Annotated in this window: 20 protein-coding genes and 2 pseudogenes; 7 read left to right on the forward strand and 15 right to left on the reverse strand. The window is 40.3% G+C overall.

Annotated elements, in window-relative coordinates:
- The first annotated feature begins 258 nt into the window (after window positions 1-258).
- The 5 genes from JOC28_RS05495 to JOC28_RS10955 are packed head-to-tail and all read left to right on the forward strand — an operon-like array spanning window position 259 to window position 2,805.
- A complete protein-coding gene (locus JOC28_RS05495) occupies window positions 259-1,173 on the forward strand; it encodes an IS1595 family transposase (protein ID WP_205009646.1) in 915 nt (304 codons plus the stop codon).
- Window positions 1,166-1,600, forward strand: a complete 435-nt coding sequence (locus tag JOC28_RS05500) for a hypothetical protein (RefSeq protein WP_205009647.1) — start codon at window positions 1,166-1,168, stop codon at window positions 1,598-1,600. Before JOC28_RS05495 ends, JOC28_RS05500 begins: the two co-directional genes overlap by 8 nt.
- A 12-nt stretch (window positions 1,601-1,612) precedes the next feature.
- Window positions 1,613-1,897: a hypothetical protein gene (locus tag JOC28_RS05505; RefSeq protein WP_205009648.1), complete on the forward strand. Its 285-nt coding sequence runs from the start codon at window positions 1,613-1,615 to the stop codon at window positions 1,895-1,897.
- Window positions 1,890-2,447 carry a DUF6036 family nucleotidyltransferase gene (locus JOC28_RS05510; RefSeq protein WP_205009649.1) on the forward strand — a complete coding sequence of 186 codons (558 nt, stop codon included), beginning with the start codon at window positions 1,890-1,892 and terminating at the stop codon, window positions 2,445-2,447. The genes JOC28_RS05505 and JOC28_RS05510 overlap by 8 nt, the downstream gene beginning before the upstream one ends.
- A 52-nt stretch (window positions 2,448-2,499) precedes the next feature.
- Entirely contained in the window at window positions 2,500-2,805 is a 306-nt protein-coding gene (locus JOC28_RS10955) for an SdpI family protein (RefSeq protein WP_205009650.1), read from the forward strand.
- 116 nt (window positions 2,806-2,921) lie between these two features.
- Here the strand turns inward: JOC28_RS10955 and JOC28_RS05520 are convergent, their stop codons facing one another.
- The 5 genes from JOC28_RS05520 to tsaB all read right to left on the reverse strand — a co-directional run bounded on the left by JOC28_RS05520 (window position 2,922) and on the right by tsaB (window position 6,151).
- The gene (locus tag JOC28_RS05520; RefSeq protein WP_205009651.1) at window positions 2,922-3,245 is read right to left on the reverse strand and encodes an AzlD domain-containing protein; all 324 of its coding nucleotides are present in this window, start codon (window positions 3,243-3,245) and stop codon (window positions 2,922-2,924) included.
- Window positions 3,235-3,933, reverse strand: coding sequence for an AzlC family ABC transporter permease (locus JOC28_RS05525; RefSeq protein WP_205009652.1), 699 nt, complete (start codon window positions 3,931-3,933; stop codon window positions 3,235-3,237). Before JOC28_RS05525 ends, JOC28_RS05520 begins: the two co-directional genes overlap by 11 nt.
- An 89-nt stretch (window positions 3,934-4,022) precedes the next feature.
- Complete coding sequence (tsaD, locus tag JOC28_RS05530; protein WP_205009653.1) at window positions 4,023-5,036, reverse strand: tRNA (adenosine(37)-N6)-threonylcarbamoyltransferase complex transferase subunit TsaD; 1,014 nt, start codon at window positions 5,034-5,036, stop codon at window positions 4,023-4,025.
- A 9-nt stretch (window positions 5,037-5,045) separates the two neighbouring features.
- The gene (rimI, locus tag JOC28_RS05535) at window positions 5,046-5,462 is read right to left on the reverse strand and encodes a ribosomal protein S18-alanine N-acetyltransferase (protein WP_205009654.1); all 417 of its coding nucleotides are present in this window, start codon (window positions 5,460-5,462) and stop codon (window positions 5,046-5,048) included.
- 2 nt (window positions 5,463-5,464) lie between these two features.
- Window positions 5,465-6,151: a tRNA (adenosine(37)-N6)-threonylcarbamoyltransferase complex dimerization subunit type 1 TsaB gene (gene tsaB, locus JOC28_RS05540; protein ID WP_205009655.1), complete on the reverse strand. Its 687-nt coding sequence runs from the start codon at window positions 6,149-6,151 to the stop codon at window positions 5,465-5,467.
- Between the two features lie 281 nt (window positions 6,152-6,432).
- Between tsaB and JOC28_RS05545 the strand changes: the two genes are divergently transcribed.
- Together JOC28_RS05545 and rnjA are read left to right on the forward strand one after the other, a co-directional pair.
- Window positions 6,433-6,663, forward strand: coding sequence for a DNA-dependent RNA polymerase subunit epsilon (locus JOC28_RS05545; protein ID WP_205009656.1), 231 nt, complete (start codon window positions 6,433-6,435; stop codon window positions 6,661-6,663).
- A gap of 54 nt (window positions 6,664-6,717) precedes the next feature.
- Window positions 6,718-8,400, forward strand: coding sequence for a ribonuclease J1 (gene rnjA, locus JOC28_RS05550; protein ID WP_205009657.1), 1,683 nt, complete (start codon window positions 6,718-6,720; stop codon window positions 8,398-8,400).
- Window positions 8,401-8,444: 44 nt separating this feature from the next.
- On the opposite strand, the pseudogene JOC28_RS05555 reads toward rnjA, so the two are convergent.
- The 10 genes and pseudogenes from JOC28_RS05555 to rpsG all read right to left on the reverse strand — a co-directional run.
- Window positions 8,445-8,777 (reverse strand): annotated as a pseudogene (locus JOC28_RS05555) (CHAP domain-containing protein); the annotation flags it as partial.
- A 355-nt stretch (window positions 8,778-9,132) separates the two neighbouring features.
- On the reverse strand, window positions 9,133-9,471 hold the full coding sequence (locus JOC28_RS10960; RefSeq protein WP_386701308.1) for a CHAP domain-containing protein: 339 nt from the start codon (window positions 9,469-9,471) through the stop codon (window positions 9,133-9,135).
- Between the two features lie 125 nt (window positions 9,472-9,596).
- A pseudogene (locus JOC28_RS10965) lies at window positions 9,597-9,795 on the reverse strand (LysM peptidoglycan-binding domain-containing protein); the annotation flags it as partial.
- Window positions 9,796-10,009: 214 nt separating this feature from the next.
- A complete protein-coding gene (gene glnA, locus JOC28_RS05565) occupies window positions 10,010-11,356 on the reverse strand; it encodes a type I glutamate--ammonia ligase (RefSeq protein WP_205009660.1) in 1,347 nt (448 codons plus the stop codon).
- Between the two features lie 46 nt (window positions 11,357-11,402).
- Window positions 11,403-11,771, reverse strand: a complete 369-nt coding sequence (locus JOC28_RS05570) for a MerR family transcriptional regulator (RefSeq protein ID WP_205009661.1) — start codon at window positions 11,769-11,771, stop codon at window positions 11,403-11,405.
- 102 nt (window positions 11,772-11,873) lie between these two features.
- On the reverse strand, window positions 11,874-12,389 hold the full coding sequence (locus tag JOC28_RS05575) for an FUSC family protein (RefSeq protein ID WP_205009662.1): 516 nt from the start codon (window positions 12,387-12,389) through the stop codon (window positions 11,874-11,876).
- Window positions 12,390-12,701: 312 nt separating this feature from the next.
- A complete protein-coding gene (locus tag JOC28_RS05580) occupies window positions 12,702-13,898 on the reverse strand; it encodes a phosphoglycerate kinase (protein ID WP_205009663.1) in 1,197 nt (398 codons plus the stop codon).
- A gap of 161 nt (window positions 13,899-14,059) precedes the next feature.
- Entirely contained in the window at window positions 14,060-15,070 is a 1,011-nt protein-coding gene (gene gap / locus JOC28_RS05585) for a type I glyceraldehyde-3-phosphate dehydrogenase (RefSeq protein ID WP_205009664.1), read from the reverse strand.
- Between the two features lie 287 nt (window positions 15,071-15,357).
- The gene (gene fusA / locus JOC28_RS05590; RefSeq protein ID WP_205009665.1) at window positions 15,358-17,436 is read right to left on the reverse strand and encodes an elongation factor G; all 2,079 of its coding nucleotides are present in this window, start codon (window positions 17,434-17,436) and stop codon (window positions 15,358-15,360) included.
- 231 nt (window positions 17,437-17,667) lie between these two features.
- The gene (gene rpsG, locus JOC28_RS05595; RefSeq protein WP_205009666.1) at window positions 17,668-18,138 is read right to left on the reverse strand and encodes a 30S ribosomal protein S7; all 471 of its coding nucleotides are present in this window, start codon (window positions 18,136-18,138) and stop codon (window positions 17,668-17,670) included.
- Window positions 18,139-18,156 lie beyond the last annotated feature (18 nt).

The following is an 18,156-nucleotide window of genomic DNA, read 5'->3' on the forward strand; positions in this document are numbered from 1 at the left end:
GTGAGCTGTGAGCTGTGAGCTGTGAGCTGTGAGCTGTGAGCTGTGAGCTGTGAGCTGTGAGCTGTGAGCTGTGAGCTGTGAGCTGTGAGCTGTGATCTGTGATTGCGTTCATACAAATCAATTCCTTTGCTATTTTTATAATACCATTATATCACAAAATACTAGTCTTGAAAACAATTATATCCATTATTACACTATAATATTGATTTTTGTATTATTTGTGGTATAATAATTTTAGAATAAAGAAGGAGTAAAGAGATGCTAGGTGAGTTTAAATCATTGTATGATTTGATGAATGCTTTTCCAAATGATTATTACTGTGAACAATATTTAGAAAAAATTCGCTGGAATGGCTATGTAGTCAGTCCTTTTGATGAAACATCTAAAGTCTATAAATGCAAGAATGGTAAATATAGATGTAAAAACACTGGTAAATACTTTAATATTCGGACTGGTACAATGTTTGATAATACTAAGGTCTCCCTTCAAAAATGGTTTATAGCTATCTGGCTAATGACATCTCATAAAAAGGGCGTCTCCTCTCTGCAACTATCAAAAGACATCCACGTTACACAAAAAACCGCTTGGTTTATGCTAGAGCGTATTCGTAGATGTTTCGGTTCAGAAAATAATAATGAGTTAGATGGAACTGTAGAGGTGGATGAAACCTATATTGGAGGAAAAAATAAGAATCGCCATAACTCCAAAAAAGTTAAAAATGCCCAAGGTCGCTCCCTAAAAGATAAAATCCCAGTTGTTGGGATGGTTGCACGAGAAGGAAAATTGAATGCTCATAAAGTAGCCGATACAGGCACAAAAACTTTAACAGAGCAGATTGTAAAATTTGTGAAAGACACTGCTCAACTTTACACTGATGAATGGTTAGGTTATAATAAAGTTGCGAAAATGTACGACCATGCTTTTGTAAATCATGGTGCTCGTGAATATGTTATTGAGGATGTCTATACAAATACGATTGAAGGTTTTTGGGCAGGTCTCAAACGTGGTGTACTAGGAATCTACCACTCTTGGTCTAAAAAACATCTACAAGATTATGTAGATGAGTTTGTCTTTCGTTATAATACCCGAAGCATGGCTGATAACGACCGCTTCAATCTCCTATTGGCATCTTCAGAAGTTCGTACAACATACAAGGAGTTAGTCCATGGATAAACTACATGCAGAAATGGAGCGAACAGTTTCTAAAACAATTGATAATAAACTAGTAGATTATCAAATTTCTCTCTCTGATAATTTTTACACCAAATATCTTAGTTACTATGACTGCCCTTACACTCAGGAAGTAATTAAATCACACCGAAAATTTTTCCAAGACCTATCCTATTATGCGATTTATCAAAAACTTGGAGAAGTCACAAAAATTAGCATACAAGCTCGACTTTCTGAGTTAGATACTTTAGTAGATATTTCAGACAATAAAGATGAATTTGATACTTTCTTTTACAAAAAGTTTCAGTTTAAACTACCTGAGATTCCATTTGAGGAAGAAAAGCTAGAACTTTCCAGTTTTGATTTAAAATTGCAACAGACTCTAAATTATAATCCTAAAGAAGATGAGGGGCTGAGAAAAAGAAGATAAGGAAGGTGCAAGATGGATTGGTATGACTACATGATAGAGGCATCAGAGCAATCACGGTTTAATGCTAGTCACTGGTTTCGCTATCTGCGAAAAGTTATTTTTGAAGACCATTCTTATTTGACGGAAGAAGATGTCGAAAAGTTATTAGCTTCTAAAGAACTAACAGATTTTCAAAAGGTCAGTTTGAAATATGCTATTCAAGAACACACATCAACTCATGAATATGTGGTTTCGTTAAATAAGCCTGCCAAATTAACCAATGTACAAAAAATGATGGAGAAATACAGACATGGATAAAATGAAACCTGTTTTTGAAGCCTTGAACCAAGAGTTATCTCAAGCCAATCTTCATTTAAACATCATTTGTGTTGGTGGTTATGTCTTAGAGTACCATGGTTTGCGAGCTACACAAGATGTAGATGCTTTTTATGAAGAAAGTCAGAAAATCAACGAAATTATTGCTCGTGTGGGGAAACGCTTTAATTTGAACACTGACGAAGAACTATGGCTCAATAATAATGTGGCAAACATGAACAGACAGCCACCATTACATTTGTGCGAGACCCTATATTCATTCAAAAACTTAACTGTTTTAGTTGCTCCAATTGAATACGTATTGGGTATGAAGATGGTTAGCACAAGAGAGCAGGATTTGAAAGATATTGGAGCAATCATCAAATATAAACATTTCCATTCGCCATTTAATACCTTTGACGGCTTGAAAGAAATGGGATTTGACAGCATTGACTTTTCTGTTCTCCTAGAAGGTTTCAGTTATGCCTATGGTCTGGACTGGTTAGAAGAATTTTTCGAGGAAAATCAAGATAAACTGAGAAGATATTATTGATATTTCTATCAAATTTAAAAAAGACGATTTCCTAGCTTGGAAGTCGCCTTTTTTGTATATTCTCAGGAGCACTACATATTGTGTCTGGTGTAAACAGATATATAGTTCCCTAAATTTTTACTTTCCGTCTCGAAATGCAAGTCTAGGTCTGAGATTTCCTTGGGTATTTCATTCTAAAGAAAATTGGAAAGTATCACAGCAATATTTTTATTCCCTAATCATTATTAGTAATATCGTCATTTTGTTACTATACGCCTTAGGAGTTGACTCAAAAAACTTGTTAAACGGATTAAGTCTATTATCACTCCTGACGTCAGCAATAATTACCTTTATATACTGTATGTTTATCAATAAGTAGTCTAAAGAACAATAAAAAGCGAATAAGATTGAATCCTAAAAAAACAATCTTGTTCGCTTTTTCGTATCTACAATTTTAACTTGGATAATTCTCACAAAAATTATCCATGATTTTCTTTAAAAAACAAAGCGTAAGCCCGCCATGACAAGGACTCCTGTCACAACTGCAAGAAGGATATTCTTAGTTCTTGATGCCACTAAAAGCGTTGGAAAGATAGCTAGCAATTCTAACCATTTTACCGTCGGAAGACTACCTGTCTTCTCCTCTAAGACGCTTGATAGCGTTAGCGCAAAGATAATGGTCACTGGCAAATAGTTCAAAAAGCGCAGGACAATATCTGGTAGCCCCTTGTATTTGGTCAAGATGAAGGGAGCGATACGTGGCAACCAAGTCACCACAGCACCAAGTATGATAGCTAAATAAATCAGATTACTTGTCATCTAAAAGCATCCCCACAAAACAACCAATCAAGGTTGACAACAAGACAGCTGCCGACTCTGAAACCACAAAGGTCAAAAGGACATAGGCAATCGTCACTGCAAGCAAAATCCAGAAAATCTTCTTCTTGGCAACCACCTGCACCATTGCAGAAATTTGTGAATCAAAGATAGACACAAACATGGCAACCAGAGCAAAATCCAAACCGAAAACCTCAGGATCTGGAATATATGCTCCCAGAATCGTCGCAAAGTAAACAGATAAAATCCAAGTGACATAACCTGTCAGATTATTACCGTGCATCCATGCCGGACTGATAGTCTTATTATGGACGTACTCATTGAGCATGACACCGTAGCTTTCATCAGTAATCAAACTACCGATACCAATCCCATTCCAAAGACTGACCTTAGGAAAGACAGTCGTTGCATGCAAACTCATGAGAAAATTCCTCAAATTTACCAAAAAAACTGTCAGAACTAAGGTTGGAAGACCTGCACCAGCAACCACCAAGGCGCAGAAGGCAAATTGGGCAGAGCCTCCATAGATAAGGGCACTCATTAGTCCCATCTGTAAGGGAGTCAAGCCAGCACTAGCACCAACCACACCACAGGCAATCCCGATTGAGACATAGCCGAAGGCCGTCGGAAGCGAGGCTTTAACCCCATCCCTAAAGGTATTTTTTTCCATTTCTCTTATATTCCTATCTAAAATCAGGAAAATAAAAATTGCTATAAGCCTATATGATAGCAACTTCTATTGGTGTCTATAAGTAAAGCTTAATTGTCAAAGACATCGAAAGCTAGACTTGGTTTAGCATTGAGCGATAGGTCAGCAAAGTGCTCCTTATCACGTTCAACAGCGGCAGCAAGAGCAATCATACCCGCATTGTCACCACAGAGACGAAGTGGAGGAATAATAAGATCAACATCTGTCAATTCCTCAGCAAGACGCTCACGCAAGCCCTGATTAGCAGCAACACCGCCAGCAACGACCAAAGTTTCAACAGGGTATTTTTCCAAGGCCTTCTTAGTCTTAGCCAAGAGAATATCAAGCACTGCAGCTTGGAAAGAAGCACAGAGGTCTTCTAAAACAAGCTCCTCACCTTTTTGCTCTGCATTATGGTGCAAATTGATAAAGGCTGATTTGAGTCCTGAGAATGAAAATTCCAGATTGTCTTCCTTAATCATGGCACGAGGAAAATCGTAAACATCCTGACCCTTGTGGGCAAGCTCGTCAATCTCACGACCAGCAGGATAGGTCAAGCCCATAACACGACCAACCTTATCATAGGCTTCACCAACAGCATCATCACGTGTCTCACCAACGATATGATAATTGCCTGGTTCGGTCACATAGACCAGCTCTGTGTGTCCACCAGACACCAAAAGAGCCATAAGAGGATAGGTCAATTCCTTAACCTCACGCGCAGCCATCAAGTGACCCGCCATGTGATTAACAGGAATCAAAGGCAAACCGTGTGCCCAAGCAAAAGCCTTAGCGGCAGCCATTCCCACCAACAGCGCCCCAACAAGACCAGGACCGTAGGTAACAGCCACAGCCTCTAGCTGGTCTGCCTCAATCCCTGCCTCACGCAGAGCATCTTCAATACAAGTCGTAATCACCTCGACATGGTGACGACTAGCAACCTCTGGAACCACACCGCCAAAACGCTTGTGACTCTCCACCTGACTAGCAATGATATTACTCAAAAGCTCAGTCTCATTCTTCAAAACAGCAACACTTGTCTCATCACATGAAGACTCAATTGCCAATAAATATCTATCTGCCATATCCTATTCTCATTCCTTCTGTCGCTGCATAATAAGAGCATCTTCTGTCGGCTCATGATAGTAATTTTTTCTTCTACCGATAGTCGTAAAACCGTACTTTTGATAAAGAGCTTGCGCTGCCTTGTTAGAAGCCCTCACCTCTAGAAAAATTGATTCACTTCTCTCAGCCAAAAACTGCATGAGCTTTCCTGCATAGCCTTGTCCCTGATGACTTTTTAAAACAGCGATATTCGTAATCTCAAGCTCCCCAACCAAATTTTGAATGGCTAGAAAACCGACAATCTGACCAGAACCATCCTGAACAAAAAAATAATCGGTATGATCTTGTTCTAAATCAGTCGCAATCTGTTCCAAACTCCAAGGAGACTTGTCATAGACATCCTGCAAGATGGCAAAGACAGCTCCTGCATAGTCATCTCTAGGCATACTTAAACCCTCTTAATATAGTCTGCTTGACCTGTTGCCTCATTGTTTTTGAGCCAATTTTCCTCAGCCTCAACCCTCTTAAGATAGTTAGGTAAAAAGGCATCAACATCCTCGGCATCCTTATTACGACCGAGTTCCACCAATAATTTAGCCGATGGCAAGGTCTCCTGAATGAGAGCATGGGGCATTACTTCTTCAATCTGTTGTGTGAAGCTGGCAACCTCTCCAACAAAGATGACCTTCTCACGTCCTTTAACTTCTTCTAAGACTGACTCAAAACTAGCATGACGGTCTGGGCTAATGCTCTGCCCATTTTCATAAAAGCCAACATAAACGTTATTACGGCGAGCATCCATGACAGGGACAACCAGTCCATCAAAAGCCACATCTGTCAAAGCTGCAAGACTAGACACACCCACCAAGTCAATCTTAAGGGCATAAGCCAAGGTCTTAGCTGTCGCCACTGCCACACGCAGACCTGTATAAGAACCAGGACCCTGGGCAACCACAATACGATCCAAATCCTTAGGTGTCAAATCGCAGGTCGCAACCAGATAGTCAATGCTAGGCATGAGAGAAATACTGTGGTTCTTCTTAACATTAATGGTAATCTCCCCAAGCAAGGTCTCATCTGCAAAAAGAGCGACAGACAGAGCTTTACTTGAAGTATCAAAGGCTAAAATATTCATCGTGACCTTTCCTTTATCCGAATTTTGTCTTACCTATTATAGCATAAAACCTTAAGAGCGAACATTCCATAAGTTTTTCTAGCATTTCCTTTTCCAAAGCGCCACAATATGGTATAATTTTAGTAATTGTAAACGAATCAAGGCTAAGGCCACTACTCTTAAAAATTTCATATTTTCTAGTTAAAAATAGCTGTGCTAGCTATCTTTTTAACTGTTTTTTGATGATTTGGATTAGCCATGATCATATCTCGAAGAGAATCTTCATATCAGAAAGGAACAACATGATTTATAAAGTTTTCTACCAAGAAACAAAAGCACGTAACCCACGCCGCGAACAAACTAAAGCCCTCTACCTAGACATCGACGCTAGTGAAGAATTGGAAGGCCGTATCAAAGCACGTAAACTCGTGGAAGAAAAGACAGCCTACAATATCGAATTTATCGAACTCCTCTCAGACAAACACCTCGAATACGAAAAAGAAACTGGTGCCTTTGAACTAACTGAACTCTAAGATTAGAACACAGACTACGGACTGTGCATCATTTTGAAAGGACCAGAAACTTTTATGAGTAATATCAATCTTAAACCTGAAGAAGTTGGGGTTTATGCGATTGGTGGTCTGGGAGAAATCGGTAAAAACACCTACGGTATCGAGTATCAGGATGAAATCATCATCGTCGACGCTGGTATCAAATTCCCAGAAGATGACCTCTTAGGTATCGACTATGTTATTCCAGATTATTCTTATATCGTGGAAAACATCGATCGTATCAAGGCTCTTGTCATCACCCACGGTCACGAAGACCACATCGGTGGTATCCCCTTCCTTCTCAAGCAGGCTAATATCCCTATTTATGCAGGGCCATTGGCACTTGCCCTTATCAAAGGAAAACTCGAAGAACACGGACTCTTGCGTGACGCAACCCTCTATGAAATCAACCACAACACTGAGTTGACCTTCAAGAACCTTAGCGTAACCTTCTTCCGTACTACCCACTCGATTCCAGAGCCACTAGGTATCGTTATCCACACACCTCAAGGAAAAATTGTCTGTACAGGTGACTTCAAGTTTGACTTCACACCAGTTGGTGAACCAGCTGACCTTCACCGCATGGCTGCGCTTGGAGAATCAGGAGTCCTTTGCCTTCTCTCAGACTCAACCAATGCTGAAGTTCCAACCTTTACCAATTCGGAAAAAGTTGTCGGACAATCAATTATGAAGATTATCGAAGGCATTCAAGGTCGTATCATCTTCGCATCCTTCGCTTCTAATATCTTCCGTCTCCAACAGGCTGCCGAGGCTGCTGTTAAGACAGGTCGTAAAATCGCCGTCTTTGGACGTTCAATGGAAAAAGCCATTGTCAACGGTATCGAACTCGGCTATATCAAGGTACCAAAAGGAACCTTCATCGAACCAAATGAGATTAAAGAATACCACGCCAGTGAGATTCTTATCATGTGTACAGGTTCTCAAGGTGAATCAATGGCTGCGCTAGCTCGTATTGCCAACGGAACTCACCGCCAAGTGACCCTCCAACCAGGCGATACAGTTATCTTCTCATCAAGCCCAATCCCAGGTAACACAACAAGTGTTAACAAATTGATCAATACGATTCAAGAAGCTGGCGTTGACGTTATCCACGGTAAGATTAACAATATCCACACCTCTGGTCACGGTGGACAACAAGAACAAAAACTTATGCTCCGCTTGATCAAACCAAAATACTTCATGCCAGTACATGGTGAGTATCGTATGCAAAAAGTCCATGCAGGACTTGCTGTTGATACAGGAGTTGAGAAGGATAATATCTTCATCATGGAAAATGGTGATGTCCTAGCCCTCACTAAAGACTCTGCTCGCATCTCAGGCCACTTTAATGCCCAAGACATTTATGTTGATGGTAATGGTATCGGAGATATCGGTGCAGCAGTCCTCCGCGACCGCCACGACCTTTCAGAAGACGGTGTCGTCCTAGCAGTCGCAACAGTTGATTTCAAATCAAAAATGATTCTTGCAGGGCCAGATATCCTCAGCCGAGGCTTCATCTACATGCGTGAATCAGGCGATCTTATCCGCGAAAGCCAACGTGTGCTCTTCAACGCTATTCGTATCGCCCTTAAAAACAAGGATGCCAGCATCCAATCAGTCAATGGTGCCATCGTTAATGCCCTTCGTCCTTTCCTCTATGAAAAGACTGAGCGTGAACCAATTATCATCCCTATGGTATTGACACCTGACAATAAATAAAAGAAACTCCGAGATGGTCAACCATCTCGGAGTTTTCTTATCTATTAACTATTTGGGTAGATATATGAAACCGTACCTGCTGTCACGCTATTATTAGGATCAAACCAGCCACGGTAGTTTGCCAAGGTCATATTGCCAGCATAATTAGATTCCAAAACTTGGATTTGACCATCTGCTGAGACATCTGTTACATAGGCAACGTGACCATAGCCTCCATCTGTCCAGCAAATAATTGAACCAACAACTGGTGTAGTCCCTACACTGTAACCATCTGCGGCGGCATTAGCAGCCCAGTCACCACCATTTCCCCAACTATTACTTGCCCAAGTTGCTACCGACTTAACACCCCAGGTACATTGTCCAACAGGGTAGAGATTGCTAGAATCACTACTTGTATAGCTATAGCTGTAATCACTGTATTCATCAGCGCTAGCCATTTGACCAGACCAGAGAAGCCCCATAGAAGATAGAGCCAGTGTCATCGTAGCAAGTGTTTTTGTCATTTTCATTGTTTAAGAGTTCCTTTCAAATATCAACTTTGATCTAAAACCCTAAACCTCTTTTCCACATAAAGCTCTTCTATCTTAACCAACTTATGTGACAACCTCATGACAAGGTCTTTAAAAAAGTAACAGCTGATTTAGAATTCCTTTGCTGGCTGAGCCATTTAAGCTTAAAAGGCTTTCATTTAAGAAAAAAGATGGGTTCTCTCCTCCCCATCTTTCTCTTTGTTTAAGCATTTGGATAAATATAATGAACAGTCCCTGCTGTTACACTATTAGTTGGATCAAACCAACCACGATAATTATCAATCCAACGCTGTGATTTATAATTTGATTCTAAGACTTGAATTTTAGTTTCACTTTCAACTGCTGTTACATAGGCAACATGTCCATAACTTCCATCTGTCCAGCAGATAATCGAACCGACAACAGGTGTTGTTCCAACAGCGTAACCAGCAGCAGCCGCATTAGCAGCCCAGTCGCCACCATTGCCCCACCAGTCGCCTGCCCAAGATGCTAACTCCTTAACACCCCAAGTACACTCACCTAGTGGATAAGTATTGGTCACATTACCATACTCGTCAACTTCAAGCGTTTGACCATATTCATTTTGAATAACATTCAAAGCTTGACCTGTTGAGTAGTCTAGACTAATAGCAGAGCTAGCAGCTGAACTCTCTCCCGTTGCAGCACTAGTTCCAGAGACTGTAATCGTCTGACCAGGTAAAATCAAACTATCTACAGTCATGCCATTAAGACTTGCCAATTCATACATATCCATACCATGTTGACTGGCAATACTATAGAAAGAATCACCCTCTTGAATAGTATAGCTATCTGCCTTGACATCCTGAGCAAGCAAACCAACACCCAAAAGTGCTGAAAGAATCATAGATGTCTGTTTAATCTTATTGTTAGTAAAAATTTTCTGTCGCATTTATAAACCTCCCAAATGACACTTTTAGTATATCAAGTGAATGTGACAATTTCATAAAAAAGCAATAAAATTAGATGACATTTTAATGTTAAAAATATCTTAAACTCATTTTTGAGAGAAACTAAAAAAGGAGCACGATAAAACTTGCTCCTCTCAGATTTAATTCTTATTAATAAACATCTAGGTAGTTATCGATTTCCCATTGTGAAACGAAGGTTGCGTATGAAGACCATTCAATACGTTTTGCTTCAAGGAAGTTAGTATAGATGTGGTTACCAAGCGCAGCTTTAACAACATCATCAGTTTGAAGTGCTTTAAGCGCATTGTGAAGTGTTGATGGTAGATCAATGATACCTGCTTCTTTACGCTCTTCAGCTGTCATAGCATAGATATTTGTTTCGATTGGTGCTGGTGCTTCGATTTTATTTTCGATACCGTCAAGACCTGCTTCAAGAAGAACTGCAAGAGCAAGATATGGATTTGCCATTGGGTCAACGGAACGAAGTTCTAGACGAGTTCCCATACCACGTGATGCAGGTACGCGGATAAGTGGTGAACGGTTACGTCCTGCCCAAGCGATATAAACTGGAGCTTCATAACCTGGAACCAAACGTTTGTATGAGTTAACTGTTGGGTTGATGATAGCTGTATAGTTGTAAGCATGTTTCATCAAACCACCCAAGAAGTAGTAAGCATCTTGAGACAATTGCATACCACGTGGATCTTCTGGATCAAAGAAGGCATTCTCACCTTGATCGTTGAATAGTGACATGTTACAGTGCATACCGCTACCAGCAATACCATATTTAGGTTTAGCCATAAAGGTTGCATATAGACCGTGTTTACGAGCAATAGTTTTAACAACCAATTTGAACATTTGGATATTATCACATGCTTTCAAAACATCAGCATATTTAAAGTCAATTTCGTGCTGACCTACGGCAACTTCGTGGTGACTTGCTTCCACTTCAAATCCCATTTGTGTCAAAACATTAACGATCTCACGACGAGTGTTATCAGCCAAGTCAGTTGGTGCAAGGTCAAAGTAACCACCACGGTCATTTACTTCAAGGGTTGGATTTCCTTGTTCGTCCATTTTGAAAAGGAAGAACTCAGGTTCAGGACCAAGGTTAAATGATTTATAACCAACTTCTTCCATGTGACGAAGAGCTTTTTTCAAATTACCACGAGGGTCACCAGCAAATGGTTCACCTTCTGCAGTGTAGATGTCACAAATCAAACCTGCGACAGCTCCATTTTCATCACCCCAAGGGAAAACAGTCCAAGTATCGAGATCTGGGTAGAGGTACATATCTGATTCGTTGATACGTACAAATCCTTCAATTGATGAGCCATCAAACATCGCTTTGTTTGACAAGACTTTATCCAATTGCTCGTCAGTAGCTGGGATCTCCACATTCTTCATTACTCCTAGGATATCTGAGAACATCAGACGGAGGAAGGTAACATTTTTTTCCTTAACTTCACGACGAATGTCAGCTGCTGTGATTGCCATAATTAGAGGTCTCCTTTTTATTTAAACCAAATTAAGACGTATGATACTACATACGAAAACTACCAAATTGTGTCGGGTTAGCAAAACCACCCTGATTACGGAGTTCATCATGCAAGATACGACGAACATCAGCATCAGTCAAAGGTTGTGTCTTTTGCTCTGCTTTATTCTTACGACTGGCATATTCTTTCTTGATAGCCGCCATATTCAACCCTTCATCCAACAAATCCTTGATATCAAGTAAAACATCCATATCTTTCAAAGAATAGAGTCTACGATTACCAGAGCTTCTATCTGGTGTCAAGAGCCCCTGATCTTCATAATAACGGATCTGTCTTGCGGATAAATCAGTCAATTTCATGACAGTTCCAATTGGAAATACTGCCAAAGAACGTCTGAGTTCTTTTTCTTTCATGACTTCCTCCTCTCACCCTTCCATTATATTCTGAAAATTTGGACATGTCAACCCTAATGTTACATTTTATAACATATATTTTTGATAAAAAGAAAAACGTGACTATTCCTCACGTTTTCTAAAATAATCTCTAAGTTTGGTTAAATCGTAATTAACAAGAATGGCGATAAAAACTCCACAGAAGGTTTCAAAAACCCTAGCTAATACATATAGAATGGTATCACCAGCAGGGATAGACAAGGTAATGATCAGCAAGGCTGATACACCACCAATAACACCAGCCTTATTATTCATAGCAACATTAAACATAATAGTCAACATGGTTAAAATTGGGACTAAAAAGAGGGTAACCCATATTGCACCGTGAAACCAATCATTAACAAAATAAAAAATCAAAGATAAAATACCACCAATGGTATTTCCCAAAATACGAGAAGCACCAAAGTGTACACTCTTATCGAAATCTTCGCGTAAACTAAAAACTGCTGTCAAGGCACCAATCTGTGTACCTTGCCAACCCAAAGTAAGAAACATAAGCAGGACAAGAAAAACTGACAAGCCTGTTTTCAAGGTACGCATACCCAGCTTAAATTTCTTCGGATCAAATTTGTGGTCCATAGTAACTTCCTTAATAAAAATACCATATTAGTTTACCACAAAACAGCCCTGATTGTAAGAAAAAATCAGTAATAATTACATCTAAAATGCTGTAAGACTATCCACCTCTATATCGAATCAATATACTGCTAGAATTCACATTAACATCTGAATTTTTGTAGAGATATTACAAAGTAAAAACATTTCTCAGTACGAACTGGCAATACTTTACTTTTACCTCTACTAATTTTCTAGACTCACTTTATTTCAAAGAATATCAATCGTTTGTAGCAAAAAAAGAGTTGTTTTCACAACTCTTTTCATCACTAGCTCTTATTTTTCAGTAAGGGCTGCAAGTCCTGGAAGAACTTTACCTTCTAGGAGTTCCATAGATGCTCCACCACCAGTAGAGATCCATGAGAATTTATCAGCACGGCCTAGGTTGATTGCAGCAGCTGCTGAATCACCACCACCGATGATTGATTTAACGCCTGGTTGTTTAACGATAGCGTCCATTACACCGATTGTACCAGCTTGGAAGTCAGGGTTTTCAAAGACACCCATTGGTCCGTTCCATACAACTGTTTTAGCACCAGTAAGAGCTTGGTCAAATTCAGCGATTGATTTAGGACCGATGTCAAGACCAAGGAAACCTTCTGAAACTGCTTCACCTTCAGTGTCGCGAACTTCAGTGTAACCAGCAAATGCGTTTGCTTCTTTTGAGTCAACTGGCAAGATCAATTTACCGTTTGATTTTTCAAGAAGGTCTTTAGCAACATCCAATTTGTCTTCTTCTACAAGTGAGTTACCGATTTCGATACCTTGAGCTTTGTAGAATGTGTAAGTCATACCACCACCGATAAGAACTTTATCAGCTTTTTCAAGAAGGTTTTCGATAACACCAATCTTATCAGAAACTTTTGAACCACCAAGGATGGCTACGAATGGACGTTCTGGAGTTTCAACTGCTTCTTGGATGTAAGCAATTTCGTTTTCAAGAAGGAAACCAGCTACAGCTTTTTCAACGTTTGCTGAGATACCTACGTTTGATGCGTGAGCACGGTGTGCTGTACCAAATGCATCGTTAACGAAGATTCCGTCTCCAAGTGAAGCCCAGTATTTACCAAGCTCTTCATCGTTTTTAGATTCTTTCTTACCGTCAACATCTTCAAAACGAGTGTTTTCAACCAAAAGAACTTGACCATCTTCCAAAGCATTGATAGCTTCTTCCAAAGCAGCGCCACGAGTTGCACCAGGGAAAACAACTTCTTGACCAAGTTTAGCAGACAAATCAGCAGCTACTGGTGCAAGTGATTTACCTTCTTTATCAGCTTCTTCCTTAACACGTCCAAGGTGTGAGAAGAGGATAGCACGACCACCTTGTTCGATGATGTACTTGATAGTTGGAAGAGCCGCAGTGATACGGTTGTCGTTAGTGATAACGCCATCTTTCAAAGGCACGTTAAAGTCAACACGAACGAGGACTTTTTTACCTTTCAAATCAACGTCTTTAACAGTCAATTTAGCCATTAGTAAGACTCCTTAAAATTTTTTATACACCCTAATTATATCATATTTTCTTTCGCCTTGCTAAAAATAAGGAAAACTTTCACAAAAAGAAAGTGAAGAATGTCCCTAACATTTTAAAAACAAAAAAGCTGAGCCTAAGCCCAGCCTTCTTTTAGCAAAAATTATTTAGCGATTTTTGCGAAGTACTCAAGAGTACGTACAAGTTGTGAAGTGTATGACATTTCGTTGTCGTACCATGAAACAACTTTAACCAATTGTTTACCGTCAACGTCAAGAACTTTAGTTTGAGTTGCGTCAAACAATGAACCGTATGAGATACCAACGATATCTGATGATACGATTGGATCTTCGTTGTAACCGTATGATTCGTTTGAAGCAGCTTTCATAGCAGCGTTAACTTCTTCAGCTGTAACGTTTTTGTCAAGTACAGCTACCAATTCAGTTACAGAACCTGTTGGAACTGGAACACGTTGTGCAGCACCGTCAAGTTTACCGTTCAATTCTGGGATAACAAGACCGATAGCTTTAGCAGCACCAGTTGAGTTAGGAACGATGTTTGCTGCAGCAGCACGTGCACGACGAAGGTCACCACCACGGTGTGGTCCGTCAAGAACCATTTGGTCACCAGTGTAACCGTGGATAGTTGTCATAAGACCTTCTTGAACACCGAAGTTATCGTGAAGAGCTTTAGCCATTGGTGCAAGACAGTTTGTAGTACATGAAGCACCTGAGATAACTGTTTCAGTACCATCAAGGATGTCGTGGTTAGTGTTGAAAACGATTGTTTTAACATCGTTACCACCAGGAGCAGTGATAACAACTTTTTTAGCACCGTTTTCGTGGATGTGTTGCTCAGCAGCTGCTTTAGAAGCAAAGAAACCTGTAGCTTCAAGAACGATTTCTACACCGTCAGTTGCCCAGTCGATGTTTCCTGGTTCACGTTCAGCAGAAACTTTAACGAATTGACCGTTAACTTCGAATCCACCTTCTTTAACTTCAACAGTACCGTCGAAACGACCTTGAGTTGTATCGTATTTCAACAAGTGTGCAAGCATGTTTGGATCTGTAAGGTCATTGATACGTGCAACTTCAACACCTTCTACGTTTTGGATACGACGGAAAGCAAGACGACCGATACGACCGAAACCGTTAATACCAACTTTAACTACCATTAGTGATTTCCTCCTTATGAAAATCAAAAAAATTATTTTTTAGAGAGCAAGCTCTCAAACCATATGTGAAAAGATTAACTTGACTAAAGACAATTCAACCTTTCAACGTTCTTATTATATAACTATTTGGCTAAAAAAGCAACTAATTTTGCACGCAATGCGTTACTGACAGTGCTATAGCAGGAATAATAAATTTTATCAAAATCGTTATTTTTTATGTTAGTAGCTCAGCAATTTTCACATAGAAAAATAAAAAAATCTGAGATAAAATCTCAGATTTTTAGAAATTATTCACCAGAGTTTTTCTTGATGATTTCTTCTTGAACTGACTTAGGAACATCTTCATAGTGGTCAAATACCATCATGAATGTACCACGTCCTTGAGTTGCAGAACGAAGAACTGTTGCGTAACCGAACATTTCAGCAAGTGGAACGAAGGCACGAACAACTTGTGTGTTACCACGTGCTTCCATACCGTCAACACGACCACGACGTGCAGTCACGTGACCCATAACGTCACCGAGGTTGTCTTCTGGAGCTGTGATTGTAACAAGCATCATTGGTTCAAGGATAGCTGGTTGTGCTGATTTAGCAGCTTCTTTAAGGGCAAGTGATGCAGCGATCTTGAAGGCTGTTTCAGATGAATCGACATCGTGGTATGATCCATCGTAAAGTTTAGCTTTAACGTCAACCATTGGGTAACCAGCAAGAACACCGTTTGCCATAGATTCTACAAGACCTTTTTCAACGGCTGGGATGAATTCACGAGGAACCACACCACCGACGATAGCGTTTTCGAATTCGAATCCTTTACCTTCTTCGTTAGGAGTGAATTCGATCCAAACGTCACCGAATTGACCTTTACCACCAGATTGGCGTTTGAAGAATCCACGTGCTTGTGTAGAAGCGCGGAATGTTTCACGGTATGATACTTGAGGCGCACCAACGTTAGCTTCAACTTTGAATTCACGTTTCATACGGTCAACAAGGACGTCAAGGTGAAGCTCACCCATACCTGAGATAACTGTTTCACCAGTTTCAACGTTTGTTTCAACGCGGAATGTTGGATCTTCTTCAGCAAGTTTTTGAAGAGCGATACCCATTTTATCTTGGTCAGCTTTAGATTTTGGCTCAACCATCAATTGGATAACTGGTTCTGGAACTTCGATTGACTCAAGGATAACTTTAGCTTTCTCATCAGTCAATGAGTCACCAGTAGTTGTATCTTTCAAACCAACGGCAGCGGCGATATCACCAGCGTAAACTTGTTGGATTTCTTCACGGCTGTTAGCGTGCATTTGAAGGATACGTCCGATACGTTCACGTTTACCTTTTGAAGTGTTAAGAACGTATGAACCTGATTCAAGGATACCTGAGTAAACACGGAAGAATGTCAAACGACCTACGAATGGGTCAGTCATGATCTTGAAGGCAAGCGCTGCAAATGGCTCTTCATCAGATGCTGGACGTGTTTCTTCTTCGTCAGTATCAGGGTTGATACCTTTGATTGCAGGGATGTCAAGTGGGCTTGGAAGGTAGTCGATAACTGCATCAAGCATCAATTGAACACCTTTGTTTTTGAAGGCTGAACCACAAAGAACTGGGAAGAACTCAACGTTGATAGTTGCTTTACGGATAGCAGCTTTCAATTCGTCGTTAGTGATTTCTTCACCTTCAAGGTATTTCATCATAAGGTCTTCGTCAGTTTCTGCAACTGCTTCAACCAATTTTTCACGGTATTCTTCAGCTTGTTCTACGTACTCAGCTGGGATATCTTCTTCAAGAATATCTGTACCAAGGTCGTTAGTGTAGATTTCAGCTTTCATTTTGATCAAGTCAATGATACCACGGAAATCATCTTCAGCACCGATTGGCAATTGAATTGGGTGAGCGTTCGCTTGAAGACGGTCGTGAAGTGTGCTTACTGAGTAAAGGAAGTCAGCACCGATTTTGTCCATTTTGTTAGCGAAAACGATACGAGGTACACGGTACTCAGTTGCTTGACGCCAAACTGTTTCAGTTTGTGGCTCAACACCTGATTGTGCATCAAGAACAGTTACGGCACCATCAAGAACACGGAGTGAACGTTGAACTTCGATTGTGAAGTCCACGTGACCTGGTGTATCGATGATGTTAACACGGTGACCATCCCATTGCGCTGTTGTAGCGGCAGATGTGATTGTGATACCACGTTCTTGCTCTTGCTCCATCCAGTCCATTTGTGAAGCACCTTCGTGAGTTTCACCGATTTTGTGGATTTTACCAGTGTAGTAAAGGATACGCTCTGTTGTAGTTGTTTTACCGGCATCGACGTGAGCCATGATACCGATGTTACGAGTTTTTGCTAGTGAAAATTCGCGAGCCATTAGGTTATTTCTCCTATATTTTTATTTTACTTAACTATTATAGCATGATTTAACAAAAACGGATAGGCAGGACCTACCCGTTTTATCATTTTTTGGACTATAAATTGATACAGCCTAATTGAGTTCGGACTACAAATCAGCGTCAAAAAGATAAAATTCACTAGAAGTTGACACTTCGTCGTTAATTTTCCTATTTTGACTAGGATTTGTTTAATGTCCTCACATCCTATTTTACCAACGGAAGTGTGCGAAGGCACGGTTAGCTTCAGCCATTTTGTGAGTATCTTCACGTTTTTTAACTGATGCACCAGTGTTGTTAGCAGCATCCATGATTTCTTTTGCAAGACGATCTTTCATAGTGTGTTCACCACGAGCACGTGATGCGTTAACCAACCAACGAAGACCAAGTGTAGTACGACGTTCTGGACGAACTTCAACTGGGACTTGGTAGTTTGACCCACCAACACGACGTGCACGTACTTCAAGTACAGGCATAATGTTGTCCATAGCTGTTTCGAATACTTCAAGTGCATCTGTACCAGTTGCTTCTTTGATTTGTTCGAATGCATCGTAGACGATTGTTGCAGCAGTACCGCGTTTACCGTCAAGCATTACACGGTTGATAAGACGTGTAACGATTTTTGAATTGTACAATGGATCTGGCAATACTTCGCGTTTAGGCGCTCTATTTTTACGACTCATTTTATCTTATCTCCCTTC

This window comes from Streptococcus loxodontisalivarius (assembly GCF_016908645.1).
Taxonomy (GTDB): Bacteria; Bacillota; Bacilli; order Lactobacillales; family Streptococcaceae; genus Streptococcus; species Streptococcus loxodontisalivarius.

What these genes read in the sequence shown, in the direction of transcription:
- JOC28_RS05495 (WP_205009646.1), top strand. Translation starts at nt 259, where the DNA reads ATGCTAGGTGAGTTTAAATCATTGTATGATTTGATGAATGCTTTTCCA.
- glnA (WP_205009660.1), bottom strand. Translation starts at nt 11,356, where the DNA reads ATGGCAATCACAGCAGCTGACATTCGTCGTGAAGTTAAGGAAAAAAAT.
- rpsG (WP_205009666.1), bottom strand. Translation starts at nt 18,138, where the DNA reads ATGAGTCGTAAAAATAGAGCGCCTAAACGCGAAGTATTGCCAGATCCA.
- JOC28_RS05520 (WP_205009651.1), bottom strand. Translation starts at nt 3,245, where the DNA reads ATGACAAGTAATCTGATTTATTTAGCTATCATACTTGGTGCTGTGGTG.
- JOC28_RS05545 (WP_205009656.1), top strand. Translation starts at nt 6,433, where the DNA reads ATGATTTATAAAGTTTTCTACCAAGAAACAAAAGCACGTAACCCACGC.
- tsaB (WP_205009655.1), bottom strand. Translation starts at nt 6,151, where the DNA reads ATGAATATTTTAGCCTTTGATACTTCAAGTAAAGCTCTGTCTGTCGCT.
- JOC28_RS05570 (WP_205009661.1), bottom strand. Translation starts at nt 11,771, where the DNA reads ATGAAAGAAAAAGAACTCAGACGTTCTTTGGCAGTATTTCCAATTGGA.
- tsaD (WP_205009653.1), bottom strand. Translation starts at nt 5,036, where the DNA reads ATGGCAGATAGATATTTATTGGCAATTGAGTCTTCATGTGATGAGACA.
- rimI (WP_205009654.1), bottom strand. Translation starts at nt 5,462, where the DNA reads ATGCCTAGAGATGACTATGCAGGAGCTGTCTTTGCCATCTTGCAGGAT.
- JOC28_RS05505 (WP_205009648.1), top strand. Translation starts at nt 1,613, where the DNA reads ATGGATTGGTATGACTACATGATAGAGGCATCAGAGCAATCACGGTTT.
- JOC28_RS05580 (WP_205009663.1), bottom strand. Translation starts at nt 13,898, where the DNA reads ATGGCTAAATTGACTGTTAAAGACGTTGATTTGAAAGGTAAAAAAGTC.
- JOC28_RS05510 (WP_205009649.1), top strand. Translation starts at nt 1,890, where the DNA reads ATGGATAAAATGAAACCTGTTTTTGAAGCCTTGAACCAAGAGTTATCT.
- fusA (WP_205009665.1), bottom strand. Translation starts at nt 17,436, where the DNA reads ATGGCTCGCGAATTTTCACTAGCAAAAACTCGTAACATCGGTATCATG.
- JOC28_RS05525 (WP_205009652.1), bottom strand. Translation starts at nt 3,933, where the DNA reads ATGGAAAAAAATACCTTTAGGGATGGGGTTAAAGCCTCGCTTCCGACG.
- gap (WP_205009664.1), bottom strand. Translation starts at nt 15,070, where the DNA reads ATGGTAGTTAAAGTTGGTATTAACGGTTTCGGTCGTATCGGTCGTCTT.
- JOC28_RS05500 (WP_205009647.1), top strand. Translation starts at nt 1,166, where the DNA reads ATGGATAAACTACATGCAGAAATGGAGCGAACAGTTTCTAAAACAATT.
- JOC28_RS05575 (WP_205009662.1), bottom strand. Translation starts at nt 12,389, where the DNA reads ATGGACCACAAATTTGATCCGAAGAAATTTAAGCTGGGTATGCGTACC.
- rnjA (WP_205009657.1), top strand. Translation starts at nt 6,718, where the DNA reads ATGAGTAATATCAATCTTAAACCTGAAGAAGTTGGGGTTTATGCGATT.